Here is an 18,690-nt window from a genome sequence, read left to right on the forward strand (position 1 = left end):
TGTATTAAAAACGACTTTTAATGCCTAAAAACGCAGGGTTTCGCTACAAATACTTCGTTGTCCCTGATGCGTTGTCTCGCGGGCTACTAGATAATCGCGCGCTACGGGGATCAGCGTTGTTTGGTCCATTTTTGACTTAGGTAGAGACTTGTCCGATCGCCAATGGGGAATCATTTTGCCCCAGGGGAGTCGGAACAATGCTCGCCAACCTGGCATATAGATAGCTGGCCGTTGGTTTTTTGATCTGTTTTCGGCGAGGGTTGCTCGTGATTGTTAGTCCCTGTAATGCACCAAAATTGTCTGCCAAACGGTTACGAAACGCACTGGTGACGGGCTCCGCCCTGTTTTGCCTGTTCGGCGCGGGTCAACTGTGGGCATTCAGTCTGGATGATGTGTCGGCCAAGGCAAAAGAGCTGGCCGGGCAGAAATACGAAGCTCCGCGCAGCAATCTGCCGAACGAATTCCGTGAAATGAAGTTCGCGGACTACCAGAAGATTCGTTTCCGCAACGAAAAAGCCGAGTGGGCTGATCAGAACACCCCGTTCAAGCTGTCCTTCTATCACCAGGGTATGCACTTCGATACACCGGTGAAAATCAACGAAGTCACCGCCGACAGCGTCCAGGAAATCAAGTACGACCCGACGCGCTTCGATTTTGGCGACGTGAAGTTTGATCCTAAAGCCACCGAACAGCTGGGTTATGCCGGCTTCCGTGTGCTGTACCCGATCAACAAGGCCGACAAGCAAGACGAAATCATGACCATGCTGGGCGCGAGCTACTTCCGCGTGGTCGGCAAGGGCCAGGCGTATGGCCTGTCTGCCCGTGGCATGGCGATCGACACCGCATTGCCGTCCGGGGAAGAGTTCCCGCGGTTCACCGAGTTCTGGATCGAGCGTCCAAAGCCGGGTGAGAAACAATTGGTGATCTTTGCCTTGCTGGATTCCCCGCGGGCTACTGGCGCTTATCGCCTGATCCTGCGTCCGGGCACCGACACCATTGTCGACGTGAAATCCCAGATGTTCCTGCGTGACAAGGTCAGCAAGCTGGGCGTCGCCCCGTTGACCAGCATGTACCTGTTCGGCGCGAACCAGCCTTCCAAAGTGCTGAACTACCGTCGTGAACTGCACGACTCCAGCGGTCTGTCGATCCATGCCGGCAACGGCGAGTGGATCTGGCGCCCACTGAACAACCCGAAACACCTGTCGGTCAGCAACTTCACCGTAGAGAACCCGAAAGGTTTCGGCCTGCTGCAACGCGGTCGCGACTTCAGCCACTACGAAGACCTCGACGACAACTACGACAAGCGCCCAAGCGCCTGGATCGAGCCTGAGGGCGACTGGGGCAAAGGCACCGTCAACCTGGTGGAAATCCCAACCGCCGACGAAACCAACGACAACATCGTTGCGTTCTGGAGCCCGGCCGAGCTGCCTGAAGTCGGCAAGCCACTGGATGTTTCCTACCGCCTGCACTGGACCATGGACGAAAAGTCCCTGCACCCGAGCGACAGCGCCTGGGTCAAGCAAACCCTGCGTTCTACCGGTGACGTGAAGCAATCCAACCTGATCCGCCAGCCTGACGGCAGCGTGGCCTACCTGGTGGACTTCGAGGGCCCATCCCTCAAGGCCCTGCCATCGGATGCCCCGGTGCGCAGCCAAGTGAGTGTCAGCGACAACGCCGAACTGGTTGAAAACAGTGTGCGCTACAACGAACACACGAAAGGCTGGCGCCTGACCCTGCGCATGAAGATCAAGGACGCAGGCAAGCCGACCGAAATGCGCGCTGCACTGGTGCAGGACGTTCCGCCGCCCGCTCCTGAGCAGGATTCCAGCCACGTGCTCAAGGCTGACAAGGTCCTGGCCAAGCAGCACGAGAAACAGGCCAAGAAAGACGCGAAAGACAAGGAAGCCAAGCAGCCAGAAGCTGCCCCAGCCACACCGGAGCCGATCAAGACCGAACAAGTCCTGACCGAAACCTGGAGCTACCAGTTGCCTGCCGATGAGTAATTCTCAAGTCCAGCCAGAAACTCTGCAGGAGTATCTGGCGCATCTACCGATGACCGCTGAGCAGCGCGCCGAACTGGCGGGTTGCACATCCTTCACCGAGTTGCACGAACGCTTGTCGTCGTCGACCTTCGATGCGCCGGTCGATGCCGCCCAGGCGTCGGTTGGCCGCCGATTGACCCTCAACACTGCCGAAGAGCTGCAAGACGCCGAAATGCTGGCGGTCGACGCCGCCGGTCGCGTGTGCTTGAAGGCCACGCCGCCGATCCGTCGTACCCGCGTGGTGCCGGAGCCGTGGCGCACCAATATCCTGGTGCGCGGCTGGCGCCGTATCACCGGGCGCAGCAATCCTCCGGCGCCGCCGAAGGATGAGCGTGTATTGCCGGCCGCGCGCTGGCGTACGGTCGGTTCGATCCGTCGTTACATCCTGCTGGTGCTGATGCTCGGCCAGACCATCGTTGCCGGTTGGTACATGAAAGGCATCATGCCGTACCAGGGTTGGTCGCTGGTCGACTTCGACGAAATCCGCAACCAGACCCTGCTGCAAACGGCTACCCAGGTACTGCCTTACGCCCTGCAAACCAGCATCCTGATTATGTTCGGGATCTTGTTCTGCTGGGTGTCAGCCGGTTTCTGGACTGCGTTGATGGGCTTCCTGGAACTGCTGACCGGTCATGATAAATACCGCATCTCCGGTAAAAGTGCCGGTGACGAGCCCATTCCGAAAGATGCCCGTACCGCGTTGGTGATGCCGATCTGCAACGAAGACGTGCCTCGGGTATTCGCCGGTTTGCGTGCGACGTTCGAGTCGGTCGCCGCCACGGGTGATCTGGATCGCTTCGATTTCTTCGTGCTCAGCGACAGTAATGACGCCGACATCTGCATCGCCGAACAGCAAGCCTGGCTCGACGTGTGCCGCGAGGCCGGTGGTTTCGGCAAGATCTTCTATCGCCGTCGCCGCCGTCGCGTAAAGCGTAAGAGCGGCAACCTCGACGACTTCTGCCGTCGCTGGGGCGGTGAATACAAGTACATGGTTGTGCTCGACGCGGACAGCGTGATGAGCGGCGAATGCCTGACCAGCCTGGTACGTTTGATGGAAGCCACGCCGGATGCGGGGATCATCCAGACCGCGCCGCGTGCGTCGGGCATGGACACCCTGTATGCGCGCATGCAGCAGTTCGCTACCCGCGTGTATGGCCCGCTGTTCACCGCCGGCCTGCACTTCTGGCAACTGGGTGAATCCCACTACTGGGGTCACAACGCAATCATCCGCATGAAGCCGTTCATCGAGCACTGCGCCCTGGCGCCGTTGCCGGGCAAAGGCGCGTTCGCCGGTTCCATTCTGTCCCACGACTTCGTTGAAGCTGCGCTGATGCGCCGTGCCGGCTGGGGCGTGTGGATTGCCTACGACCTTCCGGGCAGCTACGAAGAGTTGCCGCCGAACCTGTTGGACGAACTCAAGCGTGACCGTCGTTGGTGCCACGGTAACCTGATGAACTTCCGCCTGTTTCTGGTCAAGGGCATGCACCCGGTGCACCGTGCGGTGTTCCTGACCGGCGTGATGTCTTACCTGTCGGCGCCGTTGTGGTTCCTGTTCCTGGTGCTGTCCACGGCGTTGCTGGCGGTGAATACCCTGATGGAGCCGCAGTACTTCATGGCACCACGCCAGTTGTACCCGCTGTGGCCGCAATGGCATCCGGACAAGGCGGTGGCGCTGTTCTCTACCACCATCGTGCTGCTGTTCCTGCCGAAACTGCTGAGCATCATCCTGATCTGGGCCAAGGGCGCGAAAGAGTTCGGCGGCAAGTTCAAGGTGACCTTGTCGATGCTGCTGGAGATGCTGTTCTCCATGCTGCTGGCGCCGGTGCGGATGATTTTCCACACCCGTTTCGTGCTCGCCGCGTTCCTCGGCTGGGCCGCAACCTGGAACTCGCCGCAGCGTGACGACGACTCCACCCCATGGAGCGAAGCGGTCAAGCGCCACGGTCCGCAAACCGTGCTGGGCTTCCTGTGGGCCCTGTTGGTAGTGTGGTTGAACCCGAGCTTCCTGTGGTGGTTGGTGCCGATCGTGGGTTCGCTGATGCTGTCGATCCCGGTCTCGGTGATCTCCAGCCGTGTCGGGCTGGGCCTCAAGTCCCGCGACGAGAGCCTGTTCCTGATCCCCGAGGAATACAATCCGCCGCAGGCCTTGCTGTCGACCGAGTTGTACACTCACGAAAACCGTTGGCACGCGCTGAACGACGGCTTCGTGCGTTCGGTGGTCGACCCACAGCAGAACGCCCTTGCCTGTGCCCTGGCGACGTCGCGTCACCGTGAGGCCGAGCCGATCGAGTACCTGCGTACCGAACGTGTGCGTCACGCGTTGAAAGTCGGCCCCGCTGGCCTCAACAACGGCGAACGCCTGGCCCTGCTGAGCGACCCGGTCGCCCTGGCGCGCCTGCATGAGCACGTCTGGAACGAAGGCCATGTCGAGTGGCTCGCCGCCTGGCGTGACTCGATCAAGGCTGATCCGCACGCGCCGTTGCTGCCACTGCAACCGTTGTCGTCCCAGGCCCAACCGGCCTGATTCAGACGCCCCCGAGGGTTCTCCTCGGGGGTGTTCGAAGCGCTGGTCCTACAGCGTTTTCCCCTTCTTCCTTCCTTACGCCAAGCTCTTGTTTTTTCGAAACAAAAGACCCTTGTTCGAGGCGTATTGCCGTGCCTGTGACTGAGTTAGCATCGCCCCGGATTTGGACTTGCCACAGGGGTATTTATGAGCAAAGGCTATTGTCTGGCACTGCTGCTAAGCGCTGCCGCATTGATTCACACGGGGTTGGCGCAGGCCGGCGCGATTGACGACGCCGTTCGACGCGGCGTGCTGAAGGTCGGCACTACGCCCACCTATGTGCCCTTCGAAATGACCGACAAACAGGGCCGCATCGTCGGCTTTGAAATCGACCTGCTCAACGTCATGAGCCAAGCGTTGGGTGTGGAGCTTGAGCTGGTCGCGGTGCCTTACACCGAACTGGTAGCGGGGTTGCAGGCGAAGAAGTTCGACCTGATCGGCAGCGGTATGACCATCACCCAAGAGCGCAACCTCAAGCTGAACTTCAGCGATTCGTTCATTGTGGTCGGCCAGTCCGCGTTGCTGCACCCACGCCTGGCGGGCAAGGTGAGCAGTGTGGAAGACCTGGATGACGCCAGCTACCGGATCGCCGCTACCGAAGGCACTACCGGCGAGGCGGCCGCGCGACGGTTTCTAGGGGCGGCCCGACTCAGCAGTTTTTCAACACCGGAGGAAGGAGTACGCCAAGTGGTACAAGGCAAGGCCGATGCCTTTATTCATGACGCGCCCTACAACCTGATCGCCCTGAGTCGCGCGGAGAACGGCACCCTACTGGCGCTTGAGCAACCTTTCACGTTTGAACCCCTGGCATTTGGCTTGAAAAAAGGTGATTTCGACAGCCTCAATTGGATTAACCATTTCCTCAACCAGATTGCCCAGGACGGCACCTACGATCATCTTCACGATAAGTGGTTTAAAGACACTGCCTGGCTGGCAGAGATCGACTGAAAGTCATAACTGCTTACATATCAAACCGTTGCTTCAATCGCCCCTGCACGTGTCTACGCCTGCCCTTTGCTGTCCTGTCGTGGGGGCTTTTCCGACATACGCCGATAACAAATAGCCGTGAAACCTTTGTGACAGCAGACGAGTGGGTTAGGATCGCACCCCGAAATGGTGCAGCCCGTTTGCGCGCCGACCTTATAAGAATCGTTCAGGGGACTTGATGATGAAAAAGTATCTTTCGATGCTGCTGCTAGGCGTCACCGCGCTGGTCGCGGTCAATGCGGCCCAGGCCGGCGCCATCGATGATGCGGTCAAGCGCGGCACGCTGAAAGTCGGCATGGACCCGACCTACATGCCGTTCCAGATGACCAACAAGCGCGGCGAAATCATCGGTTTCGAAGTGGACATCCTCAAGGCCATGGCCAAGTCCATGGGCGTCAAGTTCGAACCGATCTCCACCGGCTACGACGGCATCATCCCGGCGCTGCTGACCAACAAGTTCGATATGATCGGCAGCGGCATGACCCTGACCCAGGAACGCAACCTGCGCCTGAACTTCAGCGAACCCTTCATCGTGGTCGGCCAGACCCTGCTGATCCGCAAGGAGCTGGAAGGCACTATCAAGTCCTACAAAGACCTGAACGACGAGAAATACCGCCTGACCTCCAAGCTCGGCACCACCGGTGAGATGGTCGCCAAGAAGCTGATCTCCAAAGCCAAGTACCACGGCTACGACAACGAGCAGGAAGGCGTGCTGGACGTGGTCAACGGCAAGGCCGATGCCTTTGTGTATGACGCGCCTTACAACGTGGTTGCCGAGAAGAAAGTCGGTAACGGCAAGCTGGTATACCTCGAAGAACCCTTCACCTTCGAACCCCTGGCGTTCGGCCTGAAAAAAGGCGACTACGACAGCATCAACTTCATCAACAACTTCCTGCACCAGATCCGTAACGACGGCACCTACGATCGCATCCATGACAAGTGGTTCAAGAGCTCCGAGTGGCTCAAGGACATGGAATAAGCGCTGATCCAGAACCTGTAGGAGCGAGCTTGCTCGCGAATATCGCCAACGATGACGCGGGAAACCTGACATCCCGTGGCGCTCTCAGGTTTTTCGCGAGCAAGCTCGCTCCTACAAGTGCGACACACTCCGAGAGTTGAAATGAAACAGAAAAAAGCCCAATGGCCCTGGCACCTGCTGACTGTGGTCGTGCTGGTCGGCCTGGCTGGCGCCTTGTACTACGCCACCTCGTTGATGTCCTACGAGTGGCGCTGGAACCGCGTGCCGCAGTACTTCGCCTACCAGGCTGAAACTTCCCAGCGCGCCGCTGATATCTCCACCGTTGTCGAGTTGGTACGCAAAGGCGATGTCGCCGAAGTGACCCTGCGCAACGACGCAGGCGCCGAGCAGAAGCTGACCGTTGCCGACAACAGCCTGCAAGTGGCGCGTGGCGACGATGTGGCCGAAGGCGACGTGGTGGGCGTGACCCGCCATTGGGCGCTGGGCCCGCTGATGTGGGGGTTGTGGACCACGTTGTGGCTGTCGGTGGTATCGGGCATCCTGGGCCTGGCAATCGGTTTGGCGACCGGCTTGTGCCGGTTGTCCAGCAACCCGACCTTGCGAGATCTGTCGACGATCTACGTCGAGCTGGTGCGCGGTACGCCGCTATTGGTGCAAATCTTCATTTTCTATTTCTTTATCGGCACGGTGCTCAACCTGTCCCGGGAATTTGCCGGGATCGCCGCACTGTCGCTGTTTACCGGCGCTTATGTAGCGGAAATCGTGCGCGCTGGTGTGCAGTCCATCACCCGCGGCCAGAATGAAGCCGCGCGGTCCTTGGGCCTGAGCGCGAGCCAGTCGATGCGCCATGTGGTACTGCCGCAAGCGTTCAAGCGCGTGTTGCCACCATTGGCCGGGCAATTTATCAGCCTGGTAAAAGACACTTCGCTGGTCTCGGTGATTGCGATTACCGAACTGCTCAAAAGCGGCCGCGAAGTGATCACCACCTCGTTCTCGCCGTTTGAAATTCTGTTCTGCGTCGCAGGCCTGTACCTGCTGATCAACCTGCCGCTGTCGAAAATGGCCAGCCGGCTTGAGCGGAGGCTCGCGCAAAGTGATTGAAGTCCGCGATCTGGTAAAAGTCTTCGATACCCGTGGCCATGTGGTCCGTGCGGTCGACAACGTGACCACCCAGGTAGCCAAAGGCGAAGTGCTGGTGGTGATTGGCCCGTCCGGCTCCGGCAAGTCCACCTTCCTGCGCTGCCTCAATGGCCTGGAAGAATTCGACTCGGGTTCGGTGAGCATCGACGGCCTGCAACTGGCTGATCCAAAAACCGACGTGAACGCCTATCGCCGCGAAGTCGGTATGGTGTTCCAGCATTTCAACCTGTTCCCCCACATGACGGTGCTGGAAAACCTGTGCCTGGCGCAAAAAGTCGTGCGCAAGCGCAGCAAGAAGGAACGCGAGGCCAAGGCCCTGGCATTGCTGGAAAAGGTCGGAATCGCGCAGAAGGCCAACGAGTTTCCATCACGCTTGTCCGGTGGGCAGCAGCAGCGCGTCGCGATTGCCCGGGCTCTGGCGATGGACCCCAAGGTCATGCTGTTCGACGAGCCGACCTCGGCGCTGGACCCGGAAATGGTCGGCGAAGTGCTGGACGTGATGAAGACCCTGGCCTTGGAAGGCATGACCATGGTCTGCGTCACCCACGAAATGGGCTTTGCCCGTGAAGTGGCTGACCGGGTGCTGTTCTTCGACCATGGCAAACTGTTGGAAGACGCTGCCCCGGCCGCGTTCTTCGATGCGCCGAAGGACCCACGGGCCCAGGCCTTCCTGCGTCAGGTCCTATAGCCTGTTCCTGTGCGGGCTTGAGGCGGACGCTGGCATTGACCAGCAGAGAAAACATGGTGGCCTCCGAATCTGAAGAAGCGTTTCGCAACTAAGGAAACGCTAATTCGATTCGGCACACTGCTGGGCTGATAACTACGTAGGACGTTTCATAAAGTGTGGCTCAGATCCGGAAGCGCCCCACCAGCGTTTGCAGATAAATCCCCAGGCGGGCCAGTTCTGCACTGGACGCGGCGGTTTCTTCACTGGCTGACGAGGTCTGCTCCGACACATCACGCACGTTCAACACGCTGCGGTTGATCTCTTCAGCCACCGCGCTTTGCTGCTCGGCGGCGGTGGCGATCTGCGAGTTCATCGCCTGGATGGTCGAGACCGTGCGGGTGATGCTCGCCAGGGCGCTGCCGGCACGACGGGTCAGTTCGACGCTGCTGTCGGTCAGGCCGCGGCTGTTGTCCATGATGGTCGCTACTTGCTGGGTGCCGCTTTGCAGGCCAACGATCAGCTCTTCGATCTCTTCGGTGGACTTCTGCGTGCGCTGGGCCAGGCTACGCACCTCGTCCGCCACCACGGCGAAGCCACGCCCGGCTTCCCCGGCGCGCGCAGCTTCAATCGCGGCGTTGAGGGCCAGCAGGTTGGTTTGCTGGGCGACGGACTTGATCACATCGAGCACGCTGCCGATCTTGTCGCTTTCGCGCTTCAGGTCGCCCATGGCGACCGTGGAGTTACCCACCTCGGTGGCCAGGCGTTCGATCTGGGCGATGGCTTCGCCGACGACCTTGTCGCCTTCTCGGGCCTGTTGGTCAGCCGCTACGGCGGCTTCAGAGGCTTCCTCGGCGTTGCGCGCGACTTCCTGCACAGTGGCGGCCATTTCGTTCATGGCGGTGGCGACCTGGTCGGTCTCGACCTTCTGGCTATTGACCCCGGCGCTGGTCTGTTCGGTCACGGCCGACAATTGCTCGGCAGCGCTGGCGATCTGAGTGACGCCGTCGCTGATACCGCCTATCAGCTCGCGCAGGCCGACGGTCATGCTTTGCATGGCCCGTTGCAGTTGGCCCAGTTCGTCCTGGCGTGTGGAGGTCAGGTTGTGGCTCAGGTCGCCGGAGGCGACGCGCTCCGCCACCTTGAGAGTCTGGTTCAGCGGGATGACGATCTGGCGCGTGATCGCCCAGGCGGCCACCAAGCCGAAGATCAGCGCCAGCACGGTCGCCAGCAGCAAGAGTTGTTTGGCCTGCGCGGCGTCGGTATCGCGCACCACCGTTTGCGAGGTGGTGAGTTTTTCGCTGTGAGCTAGCAGGATGTCGCCCTGGGCGCTCATGACTTTCAGCGCCTCGGCGGCAGCGGTCTGGGAGTCACGGTACTGGCTGACGGCCGCGCGGTAGGCTTGCAACGAGGTGCTGGCCTCCTGCAGATTGGCTTGGTACTGCGCGGGCAGTTGGCCTTCCAGCTCGGTGATTTTCTTCACCGCGTTATCAATGGCGTCGAGGGCCGGTTGTTCAGCCTCGACTTTGGCGCTGTAGGTATAGCCGCGCACTTGGAAGCGCGCTTGCTGAATCAGTTTGCTCAGGTCGACCACGCTGTTGAACTGCGTGACGCTGTCACCTTGCAGCAGGCTTTTCTCGACCTCGCTGACCTTCGCCACGGCGTTGTCGGCGGTGTCGCCCAGTTTGCTGCGCGCACCTTCGCGTTTGAGCCCGGCCTGGACCATGGCGGCAAAGGCCTTTTTGTATTGGTTCAAGGCGTCTTGTTGCTGTTCCACAAGGGCCTTGTCGCCGGGTTGCTCGATCAGGTCGGCGGCGGTTTTGAGGCCACTGTCCAGCTTGGCGATCAGGCTATTGACCGCGTCGGTGCCTTGTTCGCCGCGCCGCATTTCGAAGTCCAGGCGCGCCAGGCGCAAGTCCTTGGTCAGGCCGTTGAGGCTGGAGATATAGCCCAGTTTGTCACCGCGACTGATCACGTCGCCTAGGCCGGTCCAGCCGGTGAAGGTGATCATCAACGTGAGCAGCAACACCAGGCCGAAGCCCACGCCGAGTTTGGTTTTGACGCTGACATTCCCCAGCTTTTCGGCTAACCAACGATACATGCTGCGAACTCCCCTGGAACAAGGCTTGGACTTATTAAGAGCTTATCGGCAGCGTAGGTGAGTTCTGTAGCAACAAGGTCGAATGTCGGAGAGGGTTTGTGTGGTGAGCGGGCTTGACCCGCGCTGGGTGGCGGAGCCGCCCTAAACCCAGGCATCGCTCTCTTGCTGATACACTGCGGCGTCCTTGTTGGGGCCGCTGCGCAGCCCAGCGCGGGGCAAGCCCGCTCACCACAAAAAGCCCATCCATCTGGAGTAAGCGGGGTTAGAACAAGCGGGCGAGCAGGGCGGTGACGGCGGTTTCGACGCGCAGGATGCGGGCGCCGAGTTGTACCGGCTGCAACCCGGCCTTGGCCAGCAGGTCCACTTCGTAGGGAATCCAGCCGCCCTCGGGACCAATCGCCAGGGTCACTGGCTCGTCGAGGCCGCGGGGGCAGTCTGGATAGTCGCCAGGATGACCGACCAGGCCCAGGGTGCCTTCAACCAGTGCCGGCAGGCGGTCTTCGACGAACGGCTTGAAGCGTTTTTCGATGATGATCTCGGGCAGCACCGTGTCCCGCGCCTGTTCCAGGCCGAGGATCAATTGCTCGCGAATCGCTTCGGGTTCCAGGAACGGGGTTTGCCAGAAGCTCTTTTCGACGCGGTAGCTGTTGAGCAGCACCACCTTGGGCACGCCCATGGCGGCGACGGTCTGCAACACTCGACGCAGCATCTTCGGGCGTGGCAGGGCCAGCAGCAGGGTCAGTGGCAGCTTGGCCGGTGGCGGCTGGTCGAAGCTGACTTGCAGCTCGGCTTCGGTGGCTTCCAGGCGCAGCAGTTGCGCATTGCCCATCAATCCACCGATGCGGCCAACACGCAGGCTGTCGCCGACGGCGGCGCGGTGGACTTCCTGCATGTGCACCAGGCGTCGATCACGCAGCACCACACGGTCGGCCGCGATGAAGTCGGCCTCTTCAAGGAGCAGCAGGTTCACGGCTGGGTCGCTGGCGGCTGGTCGTCGTCGGGCTGGTCATCCGGGTGTTCGCCGCGCTTGCTGATCAAACCGCTGAATAGGATGCCGATTTCGAACAGCATCCACATGGGCACGGCCAGCAGGGTCTGGGAGAAGATGTCCGGTGGCGTAAGGATCATGCCGACCACGAAGCAGCCGATGATCACGTACGGGCGGATCTTCTTCAGGTACGCCACGTTGACCACGCCGATCCATACCAGCAGCACCACGGCCACCGGGATTTCGAAGGCCACGCCGAAGGCGAAGAACAGCGTCATCACAAAGTCGAGGTAGCTGGTGATGTCGGTCATCATTTCCACGCCGGCCGGGGTGGCGGCGGCGAAGAATTTGAAGATCAGCGGGAACACCAGGAAGTAAGCGAATGCCATGCCGGTGTAGAACAGCAGGATGCTCGACACCAGCAGCGGCACGGCGATGCGCTTCTCATGCTTGTACAGGCCCGGCGCGATAAAGCCCCAGATCTGGTGCAGGATCACCGGGATCGCCAGGAACAGCGAGACCATCATGGTCAGCTTCAACGGCGTGAGGAACGGCGACGACACGTCGGTGGCGATCATCGTCGCACCGGCCGGCAGGTACTGGCGCAGCGGCGTGGAGACGAAGGTGTAGATCTGCTGGGTAAAGGCGAACAACCCGGCAAAGATGATGAAGATGGCCGCTACGCAACGCAGCAGGCGGGTACGCAGCTCGGTGAGGTGCGAGACCAGCGGCATATGCTGGTCGTTTTCCGGTTTATCAGCGCTCATGGGGCTCGCGGCGGCAATGTAGGGTCATGGGGCGCGGGCGACGCGGTGGGCGTCGGCGCAGGCTCGGTGGGCGCGATCGGTGCCACGGGGGCGGCTTCGGCAACAGGCGCGATGCTGTTTTGGGCCACAGGCTCCGCCGGTTTGGCGGGCTCCTGCACCGGTGACAGAATCTTGCGGGCTTCCTGTTCCAACGAAAGAATGTGCTCGTTGTGCAGTTGCCGACGGATCTCGTCGGCGCCGATTTCCCGTTCAACTTCCTGTTTGATGGCGTTGAAACTGCGTTTCAGGCGCCCGATCCACAGGCCGGCTGTGCGTGCTGCACCGGGCAGGCGTTCCGGCCCTAGTACCAGCAAGGCTACGAGGCCGACGAGCAGCAGTTCAGAGAAGCTGATACCAAACATTAGTCAGTGCTCACGAGTCTTTGCGGGTCGGCTCTTCGACTTTCTCAGCCTGAACGTCGAACGTACGGCGCTCGGTGATCGGCTGGGTGGCCTGCGGGTGCACAGGCTGCGCCGGAGGCACCGGATTTACAGCCGGGTCGGCCGGTTTCTCGTCGTCGTTCATGGCTTTACGGAAGCCCTTGATCGATTCGCCCACGTCGGTGCCCAAATTCTTGAGTTTCTTGGTGCCGAACACCAGTACCACCACCACCAGAATGACGATCCAGTGTTTCCAGTCAAAAATGCCCATGCTGCAAATCCTCTAGTCTTGGTTATTCAGGCCGACGGGCGCGAGGCTTTCTCGGCATGCCCGGACAAGCCGAAGCGTCGGTCCAGTTCATCCAGCACAGCCTGCGGATGCTGCCCCAGTTGGGCGAGCATGACCAGGCTATGGAACCACAAGTCAGCGGTCTCGTAGATTACATCGCTGTAATCACCGCTGATTTGCGCGTCCTTGGCCGCAATGATGGTCTCGACGGATTCTTCGCCGAGTTTCTCCAGGATCTTGTTCAAACCCTTGTGGTACAGACTGGCGACGTAGGAACTGTCGGCATCCGCGCCTTTGCGGTCTTCCAGCACCTGGGCCACGCGGTTCAGGGTATCGCTCATGTCTAGTGTCCTGCCGAGTAGATGGCGTGCGGGTCTTTGAGCACCGGCTCGACAACTTTCCATTCGCCGTTCTCGAACACGCGATAGAAGCAGCTGTGACGGCCGGTGTGGCAGGCGATGTCGCCGATCTGCTCGACCTTGAGGATCACCACGTCGGCGTCGCAGTCGATGCGCATCTCGTGCAGGGTCTGCACGTGCCCGGACTCTTCGCCCTTGCGCCACAGTTTGCCACGCGAGCGTGACCAATAGATGGCGCGCTGCTCAGTGGCGGTGAGGCTCAGGGCCTCGCGGTTCATCCAGGCCATCATCAGCACGCGCCCGGTCTTGTAGTCCTGGGCAATGGCCGGCACCAGGCCGTCACTGTCCCATTTGATCTCGTCCAGCCAGTCTTTCATGTTCGGCTCCGGCAATTTGCGACAGTGTATAACCGGATTGGCTATCGACGCACGATCAGATAAACACCCACCGCGACCATGATGCCAGCCGGCCAGTGGCCCAGTTGGTTCAGCGGGCCACCGATGGCCAGCATCACCCCGCCGACCAGGTGCGCAGCACCCAGCAGGCGCAGGAACCAGTCGTCCTTGCGCTGCTTCCAGGGCGGCGCCGGGTCCTTGGCGTGGGGCTGGGACATGCGCTCCAGCAGGTCGCGGGTCATGTTGGCCAGGTGCGGCAGTTGTTCCATCTGGCTATGCAGGTTGCCCAGCACGGTTTTCGGGCTCATGCGTTCGCGCATCCAGCGTTCGAGGAACGGCTGGGCGGTGTTCCACAGGTCCAGGTCCGGGTACAGCTGGCGGCCCAGTCCTTCGATGTTCAACAGGGTTTTTTGCAGCAATACCAGCTGTGGCTGCACTTCCATGTTGAAGCGTCGCGCGGTCTGGAACAGGCGCATCAGCACCTGGCCGAAGGAAATATCTTTTAACGGTTTTTCAAAGATCGGCTCGCACACGGTACGGATCGCCGCTTCGAATTCGTTGAGCTTGGTTTCCGCCGGCACCCAGCCTGAATCAATGTGCAACTGCGCCACACGGCGATAGTCGCGCTTGAAGAAGGCGAACAAGTTGCGGGCCAGGTAGTCCTGGTCTTCGGGGGTCAGGCTGCCGACGATGCCGCAGTCGATCGCAATGTACTGCGGGCTCCACGGGTTCACGGTGCTGACAAAGATGTTGCCGGGGTGCATGTCGGCGTGGAAGAAACTGTCGCGGAACACCTGGGTGAAGAAGATCTCCACGCCTCGCTCGGCGAGCATCTTCATGTCGGTGCGCTGGTCGGCCAGGGTCGCGAGGTCGGTGACCTGCACGCCGTAGATACGCTCCATCACCAGCACTTTGGGGCGGCACCAGTCCCAGTAAACTTGGGGTACGTACAGCAGCGGCGAGCCTTCAAAGTTGCGCTTGAGCTGGCTGGCGTTGGCGGCTTCGCGCAGCAGGTCGAGTTCGTCGTAGATGGTCTTTTCGTAGTCGGCGACCACGTCTACCGGGTGCAGCAGCCGCGCATCGGCCGAGAAACGCTCGGCGGCGCGGGCGAGGATGAACAGCCACGCCAGGTCCTGGCCGATGATCGGCTTGAGACCCGGGCGAATCACCTTCACCACCACTTCTTCGCCGGTCTTGAGTTGCGCCGCGTGGACCTGGGCCACAGAGGCCGACGCGAGAGGCGCGACGTCGAAGCGGCTGAAGACTTCGCTGATTTTCTTGCCCAGTTGCTCTTCGATCAACGCCATTGACTGCTGCGAATCGAACGGCGGCACGCGGTCCTGCAGCAGCATCAGCTCGTCGGCGATGTCTTCAGGCAGCAAGTCGCGGCGGGTCGAGAGGATCTGCCCGAACTTGATGAAAATTGGCCCCAGATCCTGCAACGCCAGGCGCAGGCGCGCGCCACGGCTCAGCTCCAGCTTCTTGCGCGGCAACCAGCGCCACGGCAGCACATAGCGCACTGCCAGCAGGAACCACGGCAGGGGCAGGGCGAACAGCAGGTCATCGAGTTGGTAGCGGATTACGACGCGCTGGATACGAAACAAACGGCGGACGGCGAGCAGCTTCATGCGTTATCGCTTGGATCAAGGGAACGGCTTAGGCGCTCGAAGCGGGCCTCTAGGCGTTCCAGGTCGATTTTGGCCTTGTCGAGTTCACGAAAGCGCGCTTGCGCCTCACGTTCTCCGACCAGGGTGCGCGATTCTTCGCTCAGGTATTCGGCGAGGTTCTGGTTGAGGCTGGCAAACCCCTGCTGGTACCAGCGCGAACGGCTGCGCAGGTGCCCGCTGATCAACTGGGTGGCGACGGGGCCGATCCAGCGTGACAGCTCGTATTCCCAGTCCAGTTCCAGGTCCTGCAGCACGGCAGCCAGGTCCATCAGCACCGAGCTGTCGCCTTCCAGCTCCACTTCGGCGCTGTGCAGGATGGCGGTCTTGTTGCGGCTCAAGGCCAGGTGCAACAGGCTCGACGCCGGCGCACGCAGGGTGCAATCGGCGTCGGCGGCCCATTGGGCCGCGAGCATCAGGCCTTCATCGCTGGGCAGGATAAACAGCTGCAAGGCTGGGCTGCGGCAGTCGACGGCAATCACCTTGCCGTTGAGGTGCGCAAGCCGCGCCAGGGCGGTGCTGTCCAGGCGCAGCACACGGTTGAGGCCGTGTTCAACGCTGGCGAGAAGGCTGGCGAGCAGCATCAGGGCTTGATGCCGCGGTGCAGGGCGACGATACCCGAGGTCATGTTGTGGTAGGTCACGCGGTCGAAACCGGCTTCTACCATCATCGACTTCAGCGTTTCCTGGTCGGGGTGCATGCGAATCGATTCGGCCAGGTAGCGATAGCTGTCCGGGTCGTTGAGCACCAGTTTCCCTACCAGTGGCATAAAGGCAAACGAGTACGTGTCGTAGACCTTGGACATCACCGCGTTGGTCGGCTTGGAGAACTCCAGCACCAACAGGCGACCACCCGGCTTGAGCACGCGCAGCATCGAGCGGATCGCGTCTTCCTTGTGGGTGACGTTGCGCAAGCCGAAGGCGATGGTCACGCAGTCGAAATGGTTGTCCGGGAACGGCAGCTTTTCGGCGTCGGCCTGGACGAACTCGATATTGCCGGCCACGCCTTTATCCAGCAGGCGATCGCGACCGACCTTGAGCATCGAACTGTTGATGTCGGCCAATACGACTTGGCCAGTCGGGCCAACCAGCTTGGAAAACTTGGCCGCCAGGTCACCTGTGCCGCCGGCGATGTCCAGCACACGGTTGCCAGGGCGAACACCCGACAACTCGATGGTGAAGCGCTTCCACAGGCGGTGCATACCGCCCGACAGCACATCGTTCATCAGGTCGTACTTGGCCGCCACGGAGTGGAACACCTCAGCGACTTTTTCCGCTTTCTGGCTTTCCGGGACGTTCTTGAAGCCGAAGTGAGTGGTGGGTTCGGCATCGCTGCCTTTGCGCTGATCAGTCATATCGCTGTCACCAAAAGAGAATGCGGGACATGATAATCCCCAAGGCCTGCTTTGTCTTGGCAAGGCTGCAGGTAAGATGGGTGGTCACCGAGACCTTTTGCCGCATCGAAGGTATTCACGTCCCTATAAAGAGGAGTCATTGCAATGGCCCGTATAACCGTTGAGCGCGCACATTCCCTGGGTAAAGAAGGCGCGCGGGCAAAGGCCGACAAGTTGGCGCTCAAACTCAAAGAGCAATATGGCCTGGAGCCGTCATGGTCCGGCGATACCTTGAACCTCAAGCGTTCGGGGGTTAAGGGCGCGGTATTAGTCACTGAAGATTCGTTGCGCATCGATGTGGAACTGGGCCTGTTGATGTCGGCCATGAGTGGCACCATCAAGTCCGAAATCGAAAAAGCCCTGGATAAAGCCTTGGTGTGATCCGTCTGTTCTTAGGGTGCCGATTCTAATTTTACAGCCTACTTTGTGCCCAAGCCCTCAACTCCTGTGGGCCGTTCCTCCACCCTATTCTGCGTGAGGTGCACCATGGCCAAAGTTATCCTGAAGAAAAAAATCGACGCCCAGACCACTACCCTGAGCGAGGTTAAATCCTACGCCCGCAAGATCTGGCTGGCAGGACTTGGTGCTTATGCCAAGGTCGGAAGCGAGGGCGGCGAGTACTTCAAAGAGCTGGTTAAGACCGGTCAACATGTTGAAAGTAAAGGTAAAAAAGTTGCAGTTGAACAACTTGAAGCCGCCAACAGTCAGATTGACCAAGTAAAGAGTAATGTCTCCGCCGTCAAAGGTCTGGTAGAAGTTCAGCTTGATAAAGTTGAAAAAGCTTTTGACACTCGTGTTGCCAGTGCCTTGAATCGAATCGGCATTGCGTCTAAACATGACGTTGAGACACTCTCTGCTAAGCTCGAAGAGCTGACGACATTGCTAGAACGTGTCGCGCGTAAACACTAAGGAGACATCGGGATGGCTGTTAAAAAGACTACTCAGAAAGAAGGCAGCTCGTGGGTCGGGGAAGTTGAAAAATATTCCCGTAAGATCTGGCTTGCTGGTTTAGGCGTGTACTCGAAGGTTAGCAGTGACGGCGGCAAATACTTCGAGACTTTGGTCAAGGACGGCGAGAAAGCCGAGAAGTTGACCAAAACCACGGTTGGTAAAAAAGTTGAAGCCGCCAAGGCAACTGCCGGCTCCGCCAAGTCGAGCATTTCTGACACGTGGGGCAAGTTGGAAGAAACTTTCGACAAACGCCTCAACAGTGCCATTTCGCGACTGGGCGTGCCGAGTAAGGCAGAGTTGAAGACGCTGCACAGCAAGGTCGATACCTTGACCAAGCAAATCGAAAAACTCACCGGCGCTAAAGTGGCACCCGCGAAAACGGCTGCTGCAAAACCGGCGGCCAAGCCAGCGGCTAAAACCGCAGCGGCCAAACCGGCTGCGAAACCTGCGGCCAAGCCTCTAGTAAAAGCTGCCGCCAAGCCGGCTGCAAAACCCGCTGCCAAGGCTGCTGCTAAACCAGCCGCCAAGCCAGCTGCCAAAACCGCAGCAGCTAAACCGGCCGCCAAACCGGCTGCCAAACCAGTGGCTGCTAAAGCTGCTGCCAAGCCTGCCGCTAAGCCAGCCGCAAAACCTGCAGCCAAGGCCGCTGCCAAACCAGCCGCCAAGCCTGCCGCCAAAACCGCTGCAGCAAAACCCGCTGCCAAACCTGCCGCCGCGAAACCAGCCGCCAAACCTGCTGCAGCCAAGCCAGCGGCAAAACCCGCTGCCGCGAAAAAGCCTGCTGTAGCGAAAAAACCAGCAGCACCCAAGCCTGCTGCTGCCGCCAAGCCTGCTACTGCGCCAACCGCTTCCACAGCCAATTCGGTTTCCGCACCGACCCCTACTGTGACCCCGACTGCAACGCCGGCAACCCCGACGCCATCCAGTCAGTCCTGATTTTTCTCAGGATACAAAAAATGCCCGGCCTGCAAAGGTCGGGCATTTTTTAT

Annotated in this window: 19 protein-coding genes and 2 pseudogenes; 10 read left to right on the plus strand and 11 right to left on the minus strand. The window is 60.2% G+C overall.

Features of this window, described 5'->3' with window-relative positions; all coding sequences use genetic code 11:
• The first annotated feature begins 266 nt into the window (after positions 1-266).
• From U367_RS0101220 to U367_RS0101245, 7 genes and pseudogenes are all read left to right on the plus strand, one after another.
• Complete coding sequence (locus tag U367_RS0101220) at positions 267-2,003, plus strand: glucan biosynthesis protein G (RefSeq protein ID WP_028615395.1); 1,737 nt, start codon at positions 267-269, stop codon at positions 2,001-2,003.
• Positions 1,996-4,566 carry a glucans biosynthesis glucosyltransferase MdoH gene (gene mdoH, locus U367_RS0101225; protein ID WP_028615396.1) on the plus strand — a complete coding sequence of 857 codons (2,571 nt, stop codon included), beginning with the start codon at positions 1,996-1,998 and terminating at the stop codon, positions 4,564-4,566. Before U367_RS0101220 ends, mdoH begins: the two co-directional genes overlap by 8 nt.
• A 186-nt stretch (positions 4,567-4,752) precedes the next feature.
• The gene (locus tag U367_RS0101230) at positions 4,753-5,553 is read left to right on the plus strand and encodes a transporter substrate-binding domain-containing protein (protein ID WP_028615397.1); all 801 of its coding nucleotides are present in this window, start codon (positions 4,753-4,755) and stop codon (positions 5,551-5,553) included.
• 220 nt (positions 5,554-5,773) lie between these two features.
• Positions 5,774-6,571: a transporter substrate-binding domain-containing protein gene (locus U367_RS0101235; protein WP_025999974.1), complete on the plus strand. Its 798-nt coding sequence runs from the start codon at positions 5,774-5,776 to the stop codon at positions 6,569-6,571.
• Positions 6,568-6,687, plus strand: a pseudogene (locus tag U367_RS1000000132280) (outer membrane lipoprotein carrier protein LolA); the annotation flags it as partial. The gene U367_RS0101235 and the pseudogene U367_RS1000000132280, both read left to right, overlap by 4 nt.
• Positions 6,688-6,712: 25 nt before the next feature.
• On the plus strand, positions 6,713-7,672 hold the full coding sequence (locus U367_RS0101240; protein WP_028615398.1) for an amino acid ABC transporter permease: 960 nt from the start codon (positions 6,713-6,715) through the stop codon (positions 7,670-7,672).
• On the plus strand, positions 7,665-8,399 hold the full coding sequence (locus U367_RS0101245) for an amino acid ABC transporter ATP-binding protein (RefSeq protein WP_028615399.1): 735 nt from the start codon (positions 7,665-7,667) through the stop codon (positions 8,397-8,399). Before U367_RS0101240 ends, U367_RS0101245 begins: the two co-directional genes overlap by 8 nt.
• 160 nt (positions 8,400-8,559) lie before the next feature.
• Here the strand turns inward: U367_RS0101245 and U367_RS1000000132620 are convergent, their stop codons facing one another.
• The 11 genes and pseudogenes from U367_RS1000000132620 to ubiE all read right to left on the minus strand — a co-directional run bounded on the left by U367_RS1000000132620 (position 8,560) and on the right by ubiE (position 16,711).
• Entirely contained in the window at positions 8,560-9,432 is an 873-nt protein-coding gene (locus tag U367_RS1000000132620) for a methyl-accepting chemotaxis protein (RefSeq protein WP_371317946.1), read from the minus strand.
• Positions 9,418-10,476, minus strand: a pseudogene (locus tag U367_RS1000000132625) (methyl-accepting chemotaxis protein); the annotation flags it as partial. The pseudogene U367_RS1000000132625 and the gene U367_RS1000000132620, both read right to left, overlap by 15 nt.
• Positions 10,477-10,738: 262 nt before the next feature.
• Positions 10,739-11,446 (minus strand): 16S rRNA (uracil(1498)-N(3))-methyltransferase, encoded by a 708-nt coding sequence (locus U367_RS0101255; RefSeq protein ID WP_028615401.1) that lies wholly within the window; start codon positions 11,444-11,446, stop codon positions 10,739-10,741.
• Positions 11,443-12,231, minus strand: coding sequence for a twin-arginine translocase subunit TatC (tatC, locus tag U367_RS0101260; RefSeq protein WP_010213805.1), 789 nt, complete (start codon positions 12,229-12,231; stop codon positions 11,443-11,445). The genes U367_RS0101255 and tatC overlap by 4 nt, the downstream gene beginning before the upstream one ends.
• The gene (tatB, locus tag U367_RS0101265) at positions 12,228-12,632 is read right to left on the minus strand and encodes a Sec-independent protein translocase protein TatB (protein WP_028615402.1); all 405 of its coding nucleotides are present in this window, start codon (positions 12,630-12,632) and stop codon (positions 12,228-12,230) included. The genes tatC and tatB overlap by 4 nt, the downstream gene beginning before the upstream one ends.
• Before the next feature lie 10 nt (positions 12,633-12,642).
• Complete coding sequence (locus U367_RS0101270) at positions 12,643-12,921, minus strand: twin-arginine translocase TatA/TatE family subunit (protein ID WP_016979166.1); 279 nt, start codon at positions 12,919-12,921, stop codon at positions 12,643-12,645.
• Between the two features lie 26 nt (positions 12,922-12,947).
• On the minus strand, positions 12,948-13,280 hold the full coding sequence (locus U367_RS0101275; RefSeq protein WP_003187881.1) for a phosphoribosyl-ATP diphosphatase: 333 nt from the start codon (positions 13,278-13,280) through the stop codon (positions 12,948-12,950).
• A gap of 2 nt (positions 13,281-13,282) precedes the next feature.
• A complete protein-coding gene (gene hisI / locus U367_RS0101280) occupies positions 13,283-13,675 on the minus strand; it encodes a phosphoribosyl-AMP cyclohydrolase (protein WP_012721796.1) in 393 nt (130 codons plus the stop codon).
• A gap of 41 nt (positions 13,676-13,716) precedes the next feature.
• Positions 13,717-15,321 (minus strand): ubiquinone biosynthesis regulatory protein kinase UbiB, encoded by a 1,605-nt coding sequence (ubiB, locus tag U367_RS0101285; RefSeq protein ID WP_028615403.1) that lies wholly within the window; start codon positions 15,319-15,321, stop codon positions 13,717-13,719.
• On the minus strand, positions 15,318-15,941 hold the full coding sequence (locus U367_RS0101290) for a ubiquinone biosynthesis accessory factor UbiJ (RefSeq protein WP_028615404.1): 624 nt from the start codon (positions 15,939-15,941) through the stop codon (positions 15,318-15,320). The genes ubiB and U367_RS0101290 overlap by 4 nt, the downstream gene beginning before the upstream one ends.
• Complete coding sequence (gene ubiE, locus U367_RS0101295) at positions 15,941-16,711, minus strand: bifunctional demethylmenaquinone methyltransferase/2-methoxy-6-polyprenyl-1,4-benzoquinol methylase UbiE (protein WP_016972732.1); 771 nt, start codon at positions 16,709-16,711, stop codon at positions 15,941-15,943. The genes U367_RS0101290 and ubiE overlap by 1 nt, the downstream gene beginning before the upstream one ends.
• A 144-nt stretch (positions 16,712-16,855) precedes the next feature.
• Between ubiE and U367_RS0101300 the strand changes: the two genes are divergently transcribed.
• The 3 genes from U367_RS0101300 (at position 16,856) to U367_RS0101310 (ending at position 18,637) form a co-directional block, all read left to right on the plus strand.
• Positions 16,856-17,131, plus strand: coding sequence for a polyhydroxyalkanoic acid system family protein (locus tag U367_RS0101300; RefSeq protein ID WP_028615405.1), 276 nt, complete (start codon positions 16,856-16,858; stop codon positions 17,129-17,131).
• Positions 17,132-17,236: 105 nt separating this feature from the next.
• Positions 17,237-17,659, plus strand: coding sequence for a phasin family protein (locus U367_RS0101305; protein WP_028615406.1), 423 nt, complete (start codon positions 17,237-17,239; stop codon positions 17,657-17,659).
• A 12-nt stretch (positions 17,660-17,671) separates the two neighbouring features.
• A complete protein-coding gene (locus U367_RS0101310) occupies positions 17,672-18,637 on the plus strand; it encodes a phasin family protein (RefSeq protein WP_028615407.1) in 966 nt (321 codons plus the stop codon).
• Positions 18,638-18,690 lie beyond the last annotated feature (53 nt).

This window comes from Pseudomonas canadensis, assembly GCF_000503215.1.
In the GTDB taxonomy this organism is placed as follows: Bacteria; Pseudomonadota; Gammaproteobacteria; order Pseudomonadales; family Pseudomonadaceae; genus Aquipseudomonas; species Aquipseudomonas canadensis.

Excerpts from the sequence above, each read along its gene's own strand:
- tatB (WP_028615402.1), bottom strand. The coding sequence starts at position 12,632 with ATGTTTGGTATCAGCTTCTCTGAACTGCTGCTCGTCGGCCTCGTAGCC.
- ubiE (WP_016972732.1), bottom strand. The coding sequence starts at position 16,711 with ATGACTGATCAGCGCAAAGGCAGCGATGCCGAACCCACCACTCACTTC.
- hisI (WP_012721796.1), bottom strand. The coding sequence starts at position 13,675 with ATGAAAGACTGGCTGGACGAGATCAAATGGGACAGTGACGGCCTGGTG.
- U367_RS0101305 (WP_028615406.1), top strand. The coding sequence starts at position 17,237 with ATGGCCAAAGTTATCCTGAAGAAAAAAATCGACGCCCAGACCACTACC.
- U367_RS0101240 (WP_028615398.1), top strand. The coding sequence starts at position 6,713 with ATGAAACAGAAAAAAGCCCAATGGCCCTGGCACCTGCTGACTGTGGTC.
- tatC (WP_010213805.1), bottom strand. The coding sequence starts at position 12,231 with ATGAGCGCTGATAAACCGGAAAACGACCAGCATATGCCGCTGGTCTCG.
- U367_RS0101270 (WP_016979166.1), bottom strand. The coding sequence starts at position 12,921 with ATGGGCATTTTTGACTGGAAACACTGGATCGTCATTCTGGTGGTGGTG.
- mdoH (WP_028615396.1), top strand. The coding sequence starts at position 1,996 with ATGAGTAATTCTCAAGTCCAGCCAGAAACTCTGCAGGAGTATCTGGCG.
- U367_RS0101235 (WP_025999974.1), top strand. The coding sequence starts at position 5,774 with ATGAAAAAGTATCTTTCGATGCTGCTGCTAGGCGTCACCGCGCTGGTC.
- U367_RS1000000132620 (WP_371317946.1), bottom strand. The coding sequence starts at position 9,432 with ATGCAAAGCATGACCGTCGGCCTGCGCGAGCTGATAGGCGGTATCAGC.
- U367_RS0101300 (WP_028615405.1), top strand. The coding sequence starts at position 16,856 with ATGGCCCGTATAACCGTTGAGCGCGCACATTCCCTGGGTAAAGAAGGC.
- U367_RS0101290 (WP_028615404.1), bottom strand. The coding sequence starts at position 15,941 with ATGCTGCTCGCCAGCCTTCTCGCCAGCGTTGAACACGGCCTCAACCGT.
- U367_RS0101230 (WP_028615397.1), top strand. The coding sequence starts at position 4,753 with ATGAGCAAAGGCTATTGTCTGGCACTGCTGCTAAGCGCTGCCGCATTG.
- ubiB (WP_028615403.1), bottom strand. The coding sequence starts at position 15,321 with ATGAAGCTGCTCGCCGTCCGCCGTTTGTTTCGTATCCAGCGCGTCGTA.
- U367_RS0101275 (WP_003187881.1), bottom strand. The coding sequence starts at position 13,280 with ATGAGCGATACCCTGAACCGCGTGGCCCAGGTGCTGGAAGACCGCAAA.
- U367_RS0101310 (WP_028615407.1), top strand. The coding sequence starts at position 17,672 with ATGGCTGTTAAAAAGACTACTCAGAAAGAAGGCAGCTCGTGGGTCGGG.